Annotated in this window: 16 protein-coding genes; all 16 read left to right on the top strand. The window is 70.3% G+C overall.

Features of this window, described 5'->3' with window-relative positions; all coding sequences use genetic code 11:
• Positions 1-367 precede the first annotated feature (367 nt).
• The 16 genes from ACU6WZ_RS06005 (at position 368) to whiG (ending at position 12,531) form a co-directional block, all read left to right on the top strand.
• Positions 368-961 carry a hypothetical protein gene (locus ACU6WZ_RS06005; RefSeq protein ID WP_447032080.1) on the top strand — a complete coding sequence of 198 codons (594 nt, stop codon included), beginning with the start codon at positions 368-370 and terminating at the stop codon, positions 959-961.
• A 187-nt stretch (positions 962-1,148) separates the two neighbouring features.
• Positions 1,149-1,607: a 30S ribosomal protein S16 gene (gene rpsP / locus ACU6WZ_RS06000; protein WP_447032079.1), complete on the top strand. Its 459-nt coding sequence runs from the start codon at positions 1,149-1,151 to the stop codon at positions 1,605-1,607.
• Positions 1,608-1,609: 2 nt separating this feature from the next.
• Positions 1,610-1,849 carry an RNA-binding protein gene (locus tag ACU6WZ_RS05995; protein ID WP_014153811.1) on the top strand — a complete coding sequence of 80 codons (240 nt, stop codon included), beginning with the start codon at positions 1,610-1,612 and terminating at the stop codon, positions 1,847-1,849.
• A gap of 96 nt (positions 1,850-1,945) precedes the next feature.
• Entirely contained in the window at positions 1,946-2,494 is a 549-nt protein-coding gene (rimM, locus tag ACU6WZ_RS05990) for a ribosome maturation factor RimM (RefSeq protein ID WP_447032078.1), read from the top strand.
• The gene (gene trmD, locus ACU6WZ_RS05985) at positions 2,491-3,312 is read left to right on the top strand and encodes a tRNA (guanosine(37)-N1)-methyltransferase TrmD (protein ID WP_447032077.1); all 822 of its coding nucleotides are present in this window, start codon (positions 2,491-2,493) and stop codon (positions 3,310-3,312) included. The genes rimM and trmD overlap by 4 nt, the downstream gene beginning before the upstream one ends.
• 129 nt (positions 3,313-3,441) lie before the next feature.
• Positions 3,442-3,792 (top strand): 50S ribosomal protein L19, encoded by a 351-nt coding sequence (gene rplS / locus ACU6WZ_RS05980; RefSeq protein WP_447032076.1) that lies wholly within the window; start codon positions 3,442-3,444, stop codon positions 3,790-3,792.
• Between the two features lie 45 nt (positions 3,793-3,837).
• The gene (lepB, locus tag ACU6WZ_RS05975; protein ID WP_447032075.1) at positions 3,838-4,626 is read left to right on the top strand and encodes a signal peptidase I; all 789 of its coding nucleotides are present in this window, start codon (positions 3,838-3,840) and stop codon (positions 4,624-4,626) included.
• On the top strand, positions 4,619-5,683 hold the full coding sequence (gene lepB, locus ACU6WZ_RS05970) for a signal peptidase I (RefSeq protein ID WP_447032074.1): 1,065 nt from the start codon (positions 4,619-4,621) through the stop codon (positions 5,681-5,683). The genes lepB (ACU6WZ_RS05975) and lepB (ACU6WZ_RS05970) overlap by 8 nt, the downstream gene beginning before the upstream one ends.
• Positions 5,595-6,482 carry a signal peptidase I gene (lepB, locus tag ACU6WZ_RS05965; protein WP_447033882.1) on the top strand — a complete coding sequence of 296 codons (888 nt, stop codon included), beginning with the start codon at positions 5,595-5,597 and terminating at the stop codon, positions 6,480-6,482. The genes lepB (ACU6WZ_RS05970) and lepB (ACU6WZ_RS05965) overlap by 89 nt, the downstream gene beginning before the upstream one ends.
• A gap of 50 nt (positions 6,483-6,532) precedes the next feature.
• Positions 6,533-7,294: a signal peptidase I gene (lepB, locus tag ACU6WZ_RS05960; protein WP_447032072.1), complete on the top strand. Its 762-nt coding sequence runs from the start codon at positions 6,533-6,535 to the stop codon at positions 7,292-7,294.
• Between the two features lie 7 nt (positions 7,295-7,301).
• Positions 7,302-7,796, top strand: coding sequence for an NUDIX hydrolase (locus ACU6WZ_RS05955; RefSeq protein ID WP_447032071.1), 495 nt, complete (start codon positions 7,302-7,304; stop codon positions 7,794-7,796).
• Positions 7,797-7,851: 55 nt separating this feature from the next.
• Positions 7,852-8,160, top strand: a complete 309-nt coding sequence (locus ACU6WZ_RS05950) for a DUF2469 domain-containing protein (protein ID WP_003965949.1) — start codon at positions 7,852-7,854, stop codon at positions 8,158-8,160.
• 83 nt (positions 8,161-8,243) lie between these two features.
• The gene (locus ACU6WZ_RS05945) at positions 8,244-8,612 is read left to right on the top strand and encodes a YraN family protein (protein WP_447032070.1); all 369 of its coding nucleotides are present in this window, start codon (positions 8,244-8,246) and stop codon (positions 8,610-8,612) included.
• Positions 8,612-10,231, top strand: coding sequence for a YifB family Mg chelatase-like AAA ATPase (locus ACU6WZ_RS05940; protein ID WP_447032069.1), 1,620 nt, complete (start codon positions 8,612-8,614; stop codon positions 10,229-10,231). The genes ACU6WZ_RS05945 and ACU6WZ_RS05940 overlap by 1 nt, the downstream gene beginning before the upstream one ends.
• Entirely contained in the window at positions 10,228-11,454 is a 1,227-nt protein-coding gene (dprA, locus tag ACU6WZ_RS05935; RefSeq protein ID WP_447032068.1) for a DNA-processing protein DprA, read from the top strand. Before ACU6WZ_RS05940 ends, dprA begins: the two co-directional genes overlap by 4 nt.
• A gap of 240 nt (positions 11,455-11,694) precedes the next feature.
• Positions 11,695-12,531: an RNA polymerase sigma factor WhiG gene (gene whiG, locus ACU6WZ_RS05930; RefSeq protein WP_447032067.1), complete on the top strand. Its 837-nt coding sequence runs from the start codon at positions 11,695-11,697 to the stop codon at positions 12,529-12,531.
• Positions 12,532-12,563 lie beyond the last annotated feature (32 nt).

Below are 12,563 nucleotides of genomic sequence, written 5' to 3'. Positions count from 1 at the left end.
CCGGAGCGGATCCGGTTTCCAGAGTGATACGGCCGCGCCGATCGCGCCACGGGAGGAGCGTGCGGCCGCGCCGTCCGAGTGGCCCGAGTGGTGCCCGGTAGCCAAAAGCGCCCCTTGTACTGTCGCTGTCATGGGCGCCGTGCGCTCCGGGCCCGAGGTGCCCGGCTACGCGTCGAGTCCTCTGTCTACGGCATTGCTTCGTAGACGCGCGGGTACGCCCCGCCTTGCGGCGAGGTGGGCTGGGTCCTCCGCAGATCTACGCACCCGCCCTCGTCCGGACGCATCAATGGCAACTGACGGGTACGTGCAAATTATTTGGGATGGCCCGGAATAGGAACACCGGGGCACCCCGGCTCGTTGTCACGACGTGAGCACGACACCACCTGTTCTCGCCGCAGAGCTGGCGCAGGCGTGGGCCGACATCCAGCGGTACCACCCCGAGCTGCCAGATCTAGCCGCGCCCGAGTCCCTGATCGGAGAGTCCTCGTCCGCCTGCGGCGCCGAGCTCTCCTTCGAACGCCTGCTGCACGAGGCAGTCCACGGCATCGCCGCCGCCCGCGGCGTCCGTGACACCTCACGCGCCGGCCGCTACCACAACCGCAGATTTCTCGCGATCGCTGAGGAGCTCGGCCTCGACCACCCCGAGGAACCGCATCCCAGCAGCGGCTTCTCACTGGTCTCGCTCAACCCGGAGGCGAGGCGGCGCTACCGCCCGACGATCGAGCGGCTCCACCGCGCGCTGAAAGCACACACCGTCGCGACCGCGGCGGACACCAAGCGAAGTTTCCGCGGGCCCGCCGCCCGGCATGGCTCGTCCGGCGGCGGCGTGCGCGTCAAGGCCGTCTGCGACTGCGGGCGCAATGTCCGCGTGGTGCCGTCCGTCCTCGCCCAGGCCCCGATCGTCTGCGGAGGCTGCGGAAAGCCGTTCCGTATCCCGGAAGTGGTGGGCATGGCGAGCTGATCGCCCGCGGTGCTGGTCGAGTACAGCGGTGCCACAGGTGTGTGGCACAATGTCTAGCTGTACTCGACAGCCGCACAGGAACCCTCTCGCCTCCGGCTGACGCGTCCATCGGGCACCCGAGTACCGCAACCCCACGTGGCATCTTCGTTGTGCCCAACCACGTCAGAGACCAGGAGACACCACTCCAGTGGCAGTCAAGATCAAGCTGAAGCGTCTGGGCAAGATCCGTTCGCCTCACTACCGCATCGTCGTCGCCGACGCCCGTACCCGTCGTGACGGCCGGGCCATCGAAGAGATCGGCCTGTACCACCCGGTGCAGAACCCCTCGCGCATCGAGGTCAACGCTGAGCGCGCGCAGTACTGGCTGTCTGTCGGCGCCCAGCCGACCGAGGCCGTTCTCGCCATCCTCAAGGCGACCGGCGACTGGCAGGCGCACAAGGGCCTCCCGGCCCCCAAGCCGCTGCTCCAGCCGGAGCCGAAGGCCGACAAGCGTGCCGCGTTCGACGCGTTCGCCAAGGGCCTTGAGGGTAGCGACGAGTCCAAGGGTGAGGCCATTACCCCGAAGGCGAAGAAGGCCGACAAGAAGGCTGACGAGGCTCCGGCAGCTGCGGACTCCGCGCCCGCCGCCGAGTCGACCGAGGCCTGAGCATGCTCGAGGAGGCTCTCGAGCACCTCGTGAAGGGCATTGTCGATAATCCCGACGATGTGCAGGTGGCTTCCCGCGACCTGCGCCGCGGACGCGTGCTGGAGGTCCGGGTCCACCCCGATGACCTCGGCAAGGTGATCGGCCGCAACGGCCGTACCGCCCGTGCGCTGCGTACCGTCGTGGGCGCCATCGGCGGCCGCGGCATCCGCGTCGACCTCGTCGACGTGGATCAGGTTCGCTGAACAAGTTGGCTGTTTTACCTAGATACGCCGCGGCTCGGGCCGGGGAGGGCTCTGTGGCCCTTCCCGGCCCGTAGTCGTGAGACAGGAGAAACGCAAGTGCAGCTCGTAGTCGCGCGGATCGGCCGCGCCCACGGCATCAAGGGCGAGGTCACCGTCGAGGTGCGCACGGACGAGCCCGAGCTGCGGCTCGGCCCCGGCGCCGTACTCGCCACGGACCCGGCGTCCGCGGGGCCGCTGACGATCGAGACCGGCCGGGTGCACAGTGGCCGGCTGCTGCTGCGCTTCGCGGGCGTGGCGGACCGTACGGCCGCCGAGGCGCTCCGCAACACCCTCCTCATCGCAGAGGTCGACCCGGAGCAGACGCCGGAGGACCCCGAGGAGTTCTACGACCACCAGCTGATGGATCTCGATGTCGTGCTGGCCGACGGCACCGCGATCGGTCGGATCACCGAGATCACCCACCTGCCGTCGCAGGACCTGTTCATCGTGGAGCGCCCCGACGGGAGCGAGGTGATGATCCCCTTCGTCGAGGAGATCGTCGCCGAGATCGACCTGGAGGAGCAGCGGGCCGTCATCACCCCGCCGCCTGGCCTGATCGACGCCGCCCAGGCGGAGGTCGCCGGGGCGCGGGACGACGACGCATGAGGCTCGACGTCGTCACGATCTTCCCCGAGTACCTGGAACCGCTGAACGTCTCGCTGGTCGGCAAGGCCCGGGCGCGCGGGCAGCTCGACGTGCACGTGCACGACCTCAGGCAGTGGACGTACGACCGCCACAACACGGTCGACGACACCCCCTACGGCGGCGGCCCCGGCATGGTCATGAAGACCGGGCCCTGGGGCGCCGCCCTCGACGACGCCCTCGCGGACGGCTACGAGAAGGGCGCGCACGGCCCGGCGCTCGTCGTGCCCACACCCAGCGGCCGACCCTTCACCCAGGAACTCGCCGTCGAGCTCTCGGAGCGGCCCTGGCTGGTCTTCACGCCCGCGCGGTACGAAGGCATCGACCGACGCGTCGTCGACGAGTACGCCACCCGTATGCCCGTGTACGAGGTGTCCATCGGGGACTACGTGCTGGCCGGCGGAGAAGCGGCCGTACTGGTCATCACCGAGGCAGTGGCCCGGCTGCTGCCCGGTGTGCTCGGCAACGCCGAATCGCACCGCGACGACTCCTTCGCCCCCGGCGCCATGGCGAACCTCCTCGAAGGCCCCGTCTACACCAAGCCGCCCGAGTGGCGCGGCCGGCCCATCCCGGACGTGCTGCTCAGCGGGCACCACGGGAAGATCGCGCGGTGGCGCCGGGACGAGGCTTTCCGGCGTACGACCGCCAACCGGCCCGACCTGATCGAGCGCTGCGACCCTGCGGCCTTCGACAAGAAGGACCGCGAAATGCTCAGCATCCTCGGCTGGCAGCCGGGCCCGGACGGCCGATTTGGGCGCAGCCCCCAGGCCGTGGAAGAATAAGCCGCTGCTGTACGTCCGGCGTGCGCCCCTGCCACAGGGGGAACGACGCCCGCCCGACGGGGACAGCACCCCGAAACTCTTTTACGAATTCCGTCGATGACCTGTGGCATCGGCGAGGAAGAAGCTTACATGTCCAGCCTTCTCGACTCCGTCGACTCCGCGTCGCTGCGCACGGACCTCCCCGCGTTCCGCCCCGGTGACACCGTGAACGTCCACGTTCGCGTCATCGAGGGCAACCGCTCCCGTGTGCAGCAGTTCAAGGGCGTAGTCGTTCGCCGCCAGGGTGCGGGCGTCCGCGAGACCTTCACGGTCCGCAAGGTCTCCTTCTCCGTCGGCGTCGAGCGCACCTTCCCGGTGCACAGCCCGATCTTCGAGAAGATCGAGCTCATCTCCCGCGGTGACGTCCGCCGCGCCAAGCTGTACTTCCTCCGTGAGCTGCGCGGCAAGGCCGCGAAGATCAAGGAGAAGCGCTACCGCTGATCGCGCAGTCGGCGCCGGGGACCGGCCGGATAGGCTCAGGTCCCGATGGACACCGAAGCAGACGTCACGGAGCGCGACCGCTCCTGCGACCCCGAAGCGGGGGAAGCACAGCGGTCGCGCTCCGCGCGTTTTCCGGGCACCGCGTGGCGCGGGCCGGCTCTGCTGGCGTCCGCCTGCGCGGTCTTTCTGCTGCTGTTCAGCACCTTCGTGATGCAGCCCTTCCTCATTCCCAGCGGCTCGATGCAGCCCACGCTCGGGATCGGGGACCGGGTACTCGTCAACAAGTTGGCGTACCGTTTCGGGTCCGTACCGCAGCGCGGTGATGTGGTCGTCTTCGACGGCACCGGATCCTTCGTACGCGAGGAGCCCGCCGGGAACCCGGTCACCGGGCTCGTACGGTGGGGGGCCGCGGCCGTGGGACTGGCCGAGCCCGCCGAGACCGACTACATCAAGCGCGTGCTGGGCGTGGGGGGCGACCGGGTCGTGTGCTGCGACAAGCGGGGGAGGGTCGAGGTGAACGGCCGGGCTGTCGACGAGGAGTACCTGCATCCGGGTGATGCCCCGTCACGGGTGCCCTTCGACATCGTCGTACGGCAGGGGACCCTGTGGGTCATGGGCGACCACAGATCGCACTCCCGCGACTCACGCGACCATCTCGGGGAGCCGGGCGGCGGCATGGTGCCCGTCGCCAAGGTCGTCGGGCGCGGCGACTGGATCGGCTGGCCGGTGGGCCGCTGGTCGTCCCTGGAGAGACCGGACGCCTTCTCGCGCGTCACGGCGCCCGGTTCATCCGGGGCGGGGCGCGCGACGGCGAAGGCGGGGCGCCATGGGTAACCGGGGCAGGGTCCGGGCGAGCCACCGGGCGGACACCCGGCTGCCTACGGGGACACGTCCCACGACCGGGCCCGCGCTGCCGGGCCGGGCGGACCGGCGGAAGCTCGCGCGGCGGGTGAAGAGGCGGCGGCAGAGGTCGGCCGTGAAAGAGATCCCGATCCTCATCACCGTGGCGCTGCTCATCGCGCTCGTACTCAAGACGTTCCTGGTGCAGGCGTTCGTGATCCCTTCGGGCTCCATGGAGCAGACGATCCGGATCGGCGACCGGGTACTTGTCGACAAGCTCACACCGTGGTTCGGCTCGGAGCCCGAGCGCGGGGACGTCGTGGTCTTCAAGGACCCGGGCAACTGGCTGCAGGACGAGAAGACCGGCATCAAGGACGACCCGATCTTCCTCAAGCAGATCAAGAAAGGCCTGACGTTCATCGGGCTGCTGCCGTCCGAGGACGAGCAGGATCTCATCAAGCGGGTGATCGCGGTCGGCGGGGACACCGTCAAGTGCTGCGACAAGGACGGGCGGGTGACCGTCAACGGCGTACCCCTCGCGGAACCGTATCTGGACCCCGGCGACCGGCCCTCCGAGATCGAGTTCGACGTGACGGTGCCCGAAGGGCGGATCTTCGTGATGGGGGATCACCGGTCGAACTCCGCCGACTCCCGGTTCCACCTGGACGAGAAGTTCGAAGGCACGGTCTCCGAGACGCAGGTCGTGGGACGGGCGGTCGTCATCGCCTGGCCCGTCGGTCACTGGCGGAAACTGGAACAGCCCGAGACGTTCGCCGGCGTGCCCGCCGCGGGCAGCGGGGCGACCTCGGCCGACGGCCCGTCGAATAGGCTGTCGTCTCAGGATCCGAACGTGGTGATCCTGCTCCCGACCCCTGCGGAACTCCCGCTCGTTATGGGAGTAGTGGGCCTGCTCCGGATCCGGGGCGGGCAGTGGCACGGAGTGAGGAGTGGATGTGGGGGATTTGGCGGTCGGCGCACGATCCGGACGCGACGAGCCCGAGGAACGACCGGAGTCACCCGCAGCCGTGACAGAGGACGCACAACGCGATGAGCATGGCAGCGGCGACAGCGAGGGTCCGAAGAAGCCGCGTTCGTTCTGGAAGGAACTGCCGCTGCTGATCGGCATCGCGCTGGTACTGGCGCTGCTCATCAAGACTTTCCTGGTGCAGGCGTTCTCGATCCCCTCGGACTCGATGCAGAACACCCTGCAGCGGGGCGACCGGGTGCTTGTCGACAAACTGACACCGTGGTTCGGCTCGGAGCCGGAGCGAGGCGAGGTGGTCGTGTTCCACGATCCGGGCGGCTGGCTGGAGAACACCACCTCGCCGGAACCCAACGTGGTGCAGAAGTTCCTCAGCTTCATTGGCCTGATGCCGTCGGCCGAGGAGAAGGACCTGATCAAGCGGGTCATCGCCACCGGCGGGGACACGGTCACGTGCAAGAAGAACGGGCCGGTCACGGTCAACGGGAAGGCGCTCGACGAGAAGTCGTACATCTTCCCCGGCGACACCCCGTGCAACGACGAGCCCTTCGGGCCGCTCAAGGTGCCGGACGGCCGGATCTGGGTGATGGGCGACCACCGGCAGAACTCCCTGGACTCGCGGTACCACCAGGAACTGCCGGGGCAGGGCACGGTCTCGACCGACGAGGTCGTCGGGCGGGCCATCGTGGTGGCCTGGCCGGTCAACCGCTGGGCCACGCTGCCCGTTCCCGGCACCTTCGACCAGCCGGGGCTGAACGCCGCGGCGGCCGCGATGTCGGCCGCGCCGGGTGCGCTGGGGCTCGCGGGAGCCGTACCGCTGGTGCTCTGGCGCAGGCGGAGGCTGACCGAGGGGCGTACCGCCGGGTAGGGTGCCGCTCGGATCAGCGATTTTCGATCTCCTGGATGGGGAGCGCTGCGATGGGCGGAACAGGACGTACGGCAGGCGGCCACGGCCGGCTCGGAAACGCGTTGTCCGGGCTGGCCGTGGCCGTCGGCTGTGTGCTCTTCCTGGGCGGCTTTGTGTGGGGCGCGGTGGCGTACAAGCCGTACACCGTCCCGACCGATTCGATGGCGCCGTCGATCAAGGCGGGCGACCGGGTGCTCGCTCAGCGAATAGACGGCCCGCAGGTGCGGCGCGGGGACGTGGTGATCTTCACGGACTCCGTGTGGGGCAACATGCCCATGGTCAAACGCGTGGTCGGTGTCGGCGGGGACAAGATCGCCTGCTGCTCCGAGGGCGACCGCCTCACCCTGGACGGCGAACCGCTCGACGAGCCCTACCTGCCGGGCGGAGAGCCGGCGTCAACCACGCCGTTCGCCGCCGAGGTGCCCCAGGGGCATCTCTTCCTGCTGGGCGACGAGCGGCGTACGTCCGTGGACTCTCGGGGGCACATCGAGGACGCCGCCAAGGGAACGGTGCCGGTGGGCAAGGTGGACGCGCGGGTCGACGCCGTGGCCTGGCCGCTGGGCGCAATGATCGACCGGCCGCAGAGCTTCGCCTCGCTTCCGGGTGGGGTGTCGCAGCCGGGGCCGGTCGGGCTGGTGCTGGCCGCCGTGCTGGCCGGAATGGCGCTGATCTTCGGCGGTGCGGCGTACGGCCCGCTGACGCGCCTGGCGGGGCGGCGAGGAGGGCGCACGAGGGCTTCCGCGCCGGGCGGGTCGAGCGCCGGTGGACGCTGAGGCAGCGGTGGCAGCGGCAGCGCACCCGAGGAAGGTCGCGCGGGTGCTCCTGCTCGACCCGGACGACCGCGTCCTGCTGATGCGGGGGTACGAGCCGGACGATCCGGCGCTCACCTGGTGGTTCACCCCGGGCGGCGGGCTCGAGGGTGCCGAGACGCGGGCCGAGGCCGCGCTGCGCGAGCTGACGGAGGAGACGGGGATCACACAGGTCGAGCTCGGCCCGGTGATCTGGCAGCGGCGGTGCGCGTTCTCCTTCGACGGACGCCGCTGGGAGCAGGACGAATGGTTCTACCTGGCGCGCACGACGCAGACCGAGACGGTCATGTCCGGACTGACCGTTCTGGAGCGGCGGAGCATCGCTGGGCTGAGGTGGTGGACGTCCGCCGAACTGTCGGCGACGCGTGAGACGGTGTATCCCATCAAGCTCGCCGGGCTGCTGCGTACGCTGCTCGACGAGGGTCCCCCGAGTACGCCGACGATCTTGGCCCCGGAAGTCGCATAGGGGCGCACGGGGCTGGCGCACAATAGGGGGACGAAAGGCTGAAGGGGAACATGCCATGAGCGCCGAGGACCTCGAGAAGTACGAGACCGAGATGGAGCTGAAGCTCTACCGGGAGTACCGCGACGTCGTCGGTCTGTTCAAATACGTGATCGAGACTGAGCGGCGTTTCTACCTCACCAACGACTACGAGATGCAGGTGCACTCGGTCCAGGGCGAGGTTTTCTTCGAAGTCTCCATGGCCGATGCCTGGGTCTGGGACATGTACAGGCCCGCGAGGTTCGTCAAGCAGGTGCGGGTACTGACGTTCAAGGACGTCAACATCGAGGAGCTCAACAAGAGCGATCTCGAACTTCCGGGTGGCTGAGTTCTCCACAACGGCCGAGTTGTCCACCAAGATCCACTAGTTGGCGGTGATCGCGGCACATTCGGTTCCGGAGGTGGAACCGGATGAACGCGAAGAATGCCACAGGAGCTCTCGGCCGGTACGGCGAGGACCTCGCGGCGCGCAGGCTCGTCGAGGACGGCATGACCGTCCTGGAGCGCAACTGGCGCTGCCGGGCAGGAGAGATCGACATCGTCGCCAGGGACGGCGACGCCCTGGTCATCTGCGAGGTCAAGACCCGCAGAGCAGGACCGTTCGAGCACCCGATGCAGGCCATCAGGTCCACGAAGGCCGAGCGGCTGCGTCGGCTCGCCGAGCGCTGGATGCACGAACACGGAGGGCCACCGCCCGGCGGGGTGCGTATCGACCTCGTCGGAGTGGTGCTTCCCCGACGGGGTGCGCCCGTCGTCGAGCATGCGCGGGGGGTGGCCTGATGGGGTTCGCTCGAACGTGCTCGGTGGCCCTCGTGGGGGTTGAGGGTGTGGTGGTCGAGGTGCAGGCCGACCTGGAGCCGGGGGTGGCCGCCTTCACTCTGGTGGGGCTTCCGGACAAGAGCCTGGTCGAGAGCCGGGACCGGGTCAGGGCGGCGCTGGTGAACTCCGGCGCCGACTGGCCCCAGAAGAAGCTCACCGTGGGGCTCAGCCCGGCGTTCGTACCCAAGAGCGGGAGCGGTTTCGATCTTGCGGTGGCGGTAGCGGTGCTGGGAGCGGCGGAGCGTGTCGACCCCAAGGAGATCGCCGATCTGGTGATGATCGGGGAACTGGGACTCGACGGCAGGGTGCGCCCGGTGCGCGGCATCCTGCCCGCCGTTCTCGCGGCGGCCGAAGCCGGGTACACCCAGGTCGTCGTGCCGGAACAGACCGCCGCTGAGGCCGCGCTGGTGCCGGGAGTGTCCGTCCTGGGCGTGCGGAGCCTGCGCCAGCTCATCGCCGTACTCAGCGGAACCGAGGTGCCGGAGGAGACGCGGGACGAGGGGGGCCGGCCCGACGCGATGCTGGCCGGGCTGATGGTGCCGGGCGCCGGTGTGGGCACCGGACTCGCCCCCGGAGAACGTGGCGGCGACGCCCCGGACCTCGCGGACGTAGCGGGGCAGCGGACGGCGCGCACGGCCCTGGAGGTCGCCGCGGCGGGAGGCCACCACCTGCTGCTGCACGGGCCGCCCGGCGCCGGCAAGACCATGCTGGCCGAGCGGATGCCGGGCATTCTTCCGCCGCTGACCAGGCAGGAATCCTTGGAGGTGACCGCCGTGCACTCCGTGGCGGGCATCCTGCCGCCCGGCGAACCACTGGTCAGGACGCCACCGTACTGCGCGCCGCACCACTCGGCGACGATGCAGTCGCTCGTCGGCGGCGGGAACGGGCTGCCACGACCGGGAGCCGTGTCGCTCGCGCATCGGGGGATCCTGTTTCTCGACGAGGCGCCCGAATTCAGCGGACGCGCGCTGGACTCGCTGCGCCAGCCGCTGGAGTCGGGCCACGTGGTGGTCGCGCGCAGCGCGGGCGTGGTCCGGCTGCCGGCCCGCTTCCTCATGGTGCTCGCGGCCAATCCCTGTCCCTGCGGACGGCACACCCTGCACGGATCGGGGTGCGAGTGCCCGCCGTCCGCGATCCGCAAGTACCAGGCGCGGCTGTCGGGGCCGCTGCTCGACCGGGTGGATCTGCGAGTCGGGGTCGAACCGGTGCAGCGCGCCGACCTGCTGGGCCAGGGCGGTCGCGGTGAGCCGACCGAGACGGTCGCGGCCCGGGTACGGGAAGCCCGGGCCCGCGCCGCCGCGCGGCTGGACGGCACCCCGTGGGCCACGAACAGCGAGGTACCCGGCCATGAGCTGCGTACGCGCTGGCAGCCCGCGCCCGGAGCGCTCGGCGCTGCCGTACGGGACATGGATCGCGGGCTGCTGACGGCGCGTGGGCTCGACCGGGTGCTGCGTGTCGCGTGGACGGTCGCCGACCTGGCCGGGTGCGACCGACCCGACGAGCGCCACGTCGACCTGGCGCTGGAGCTGCGTACCGGGATCGCCCGGGGGGCTCCCGCACTGATCGGAGGCGCGGGATGAGCGGGGGAGCGGGCGAGAGCGTGCGGGGGGACGTGCGCGGGGGCGACGGCGAGTGCTCGGGTGCGGGCGAGACGGAGCGGCTGGCCAGGGCGGCACTGACCCGGGTGATCGAGCCGGGGGACGAAACCGGCGGGCGGTGGCTGCGGGAGTGCGGCGCCGTGGAACTGATGCGCCGGCTCACCTCGCTCGAGTGCGACGAGGCGGCCGCGGTGCTGACGGGGGTGAGCGGCAAGCGACTCGGTGGGTACCGGATGCGGGCGGCGGCGGCCGACCCGGAGCGGGACCTGGCAGCGGTGGCCGAGGTGGGCGGCCGCTTCGTCTGCCCCGGCGACCAGGAATGGCCCGGCCAGCTCGACGACCTGGGCGACGGCAGACCGGTGGGGTTGTGGGTGCGCGGGCGGCCGCATCTGCGGATGTGGGCGCTGCGGTCCGTCGCCGTCGTCGGAGCCCGGGCCTGTACCTCGTACGGGGCGCACATGGCCGCTTCGCTGGGCGCCGGACTCGCCGAGCGCGGTTGGGTGGTGGTGTCCGGGGCGGCCTTCGGAGTGGACGGCGCCGCCCACCGGGGCGTACTGGCCGCGGGCGGGGCCACCGTCGCGGTGCTGGCCTGCGGCGTCGACGTCGCCTACCCGCGCGGGCACGCCGAACTGATCGGCCGCATCGCGGACCAGGGCCTCGTGGTGGGCGAGTTGCCGCCCGGAGGGCATCCCACGGCGAGCCGGTTCGTCCTGCGCAACCGCGTGATCGCCGCTCTCACCCGTGGCACCGTCGTGGTGGAGGCGGAGTACCGCAGCGGATCGCTGGTCACCGCGCGCAGCGCTCAGCGGCTCGGGCGCTTCACGATGGGCGTGCCCGGTCCCGCCACCAGCGGGCTCTCCGCGGGCGTGCACGAACTGCTCAGGGGCGAAGGCGTGCTGGTCACCGACGCGGCCGAAGTGGCCGAACTGGTCGGTGACATCGGTGATCTCGCCCCGGCGCGCCGGGGCCCCGTACTCCCCAGGGACCTGCTGGATCCGGTGGCCGCGCAGGTGCTCGAATCGCTGCCGGCGCGTGGCCGCGTCGACGCGCTCGGCGTCGCCCGGGGAGCGGGCACCACCCCTGACGACGCGCTCGGCAAGCTGTACGAACTCCACTCCTTGGGGTTCGTGGAACGCAGCGGTGACGGATGGCAGTTGGCGCCCGGAGCCCTGCAGCATGCCAAGGCGCGGCGAGGCGGCGCTTGACCAGCGGCATCCGGCTGAAAAGGTGATGACCACGACCCTTGGAGTCCGCCCCGCGACCCCTCGGGGACGGGAGTGCGCGGTGACTGCCCCGGGACGAGATGCCCCTGGGGCATTCATTCGGGTGGGGACGATCCCATATCCTGCGCGCACTGCGACTCCTCAGTCACGCTACGCTCACGAAGTCTCCCGCCCAGACGCATGATTCCCCCGACGTCACAGCAGAACGGCTCAAGGCAACGCATGCCCCAGCACACCTCCGGGTCTGACCGCGCGGCAGTGCCACACGCGGCGCGTGCCAGCGTGCGGCCCACCGCACCCTCGTCGCTCGACGAGTTGTGGCGGTCCTACAAGACCACGGGCAACGAGCGGCTGCGGGAGCAGCTGATCCTGCACTACTCGCCGCTGGTGAAGTACGTCGCGGGACGGGTGAGCGTCGGGCTGCCTTCCAACGTCGAGCAGGCCGACTTCGTCTCCTCCGGCGTCTTCGGGCTCATCGACGCCATTGAGAAGTTCGACATCGAGCGGTCCATCAAATTCGAGACGTACGCGATCACACGCATCCGCGGCGCGATGATCGACGAGCTGCGCGCCCTCGACTGGATCCCCCGCTCGGTGCGGCAGAAGGCCAAGGCCGTCGAGCGGGCGTACACGACGCTGGAGGCGCAGCTGCGGCGTACGCCCTCCGAGAGCGAGGTCGCCGCGGAAATGGGCATCGTCCTCGAAGAACTGCACGCGGTATTCAGCCAGTTGTCGCTGGCGAACGTCGTCGCGCTCGAAGAGCTGCTGCACGCCGGTGCCGACGGCGGCGACCGGCTCAGTCTCATGGACACGCTGGAGGACACCCACGCGGACAACCCGGTCGAGGTGGCCGAGGACCGGGAGCTGCGCCGGCTGCTCGCCCGAGCCATCAACACCCTGCCCCACCGGGAGAAGACCGTGGTGACGCTGTACTACTACGAGGGGCTCACCCTCGCCGAGATCGGCAATGTGCTGGGGGTCACGGAGAGCCGGGTCAGCCAGATCCACACCAAGTCGGTCCTCCAGCTGAGGGCGAAACTGGCCGACGCCGGGCGCTGACGCCCCGCGCCCCCGGTCGGCGCTGAATCGTG

The sequence above is a fragment of the Streptomyces hypolithicus genome, from assembly GCF_052934925.1.
Note: the sequence above shows the minus strand (reverse complement) of the source record. Positions and strands in the feature narration are given on the sequence as shown.

Coding starts and splice junctions, on each gene's coding strand:
- trmD (WP_447032077.1), top strand. CDS start 2,491: ATGAGGCTCGACGTCGTCACGATCTTCCCCGAGTACCTGGAACCGCTG.
- lepB (WP_447032072.1), top strand. CDS start 6,533: ATGGGCGGAACAGGACGTACGGCAGGCGGCCACGGCCGGCTCGGAAAC.
- ACU6WZ_RS05995 (WP_014153811.1), top strand. CDS start 1,610: ATGCTCGAGGAGGCTCTCGAGCACCTCGTGAAGGGCATTGTCGATAAT.
- whiG (WP_447032067.1), top strand. CDS start 11,695: ATGCCCCAGCACACCTCCGGGTCTGACCGCGCGGCAGTGCCACACGCG.
- dprA (WP_447032068.1), top strand. CDS start 10,228: ATGAGCGGGGGAGCGGGCGAGAGCGTGCGGGGGGACGTGCGCGGGGGC.
- ACU6WZ_RS05940 (WP_447032069.1), top strand. CDS start 8,612: ATGGGGTTCGCTCGAACGTGCTCGGTGGCCCTCGTGGGGGTTGAGGGT.
- lepB (WP_447032075.1), top strand. CDS start 3,838: ATGGACACCGAAGCAGACGTCACGGAGCGCGACCGCTCCTGCGACCCC.
- rplS (WP_447032076.1), top strand. CDS start 3,442: ATGTCCAGCCTTCTCGACTCCGTCGACTCCGCGTCGCTGCGCACGGAC.
- ACU6WZ_RS05950 (WP_003965949.1), top strand. CDS start 7,852: ATGAGCGCCGAGGACCTCGAGAAGTACGAGACCGAGATGGAGCTGAAG.
- lepB (WP_447032074.1), top strand. CDS start 4,619: ATGGGTAACCGGGGCAGGGTCCGGGCGAGCCACCGGGCGGACACCCGG.
- ACU6WZ_RS05945 (WP_447032070.1), top strand. CDS start 8,244: ATGAACGCGAAGAATGCCACAGGAGCTCTCGGCCGGTACGGCGAGGAC.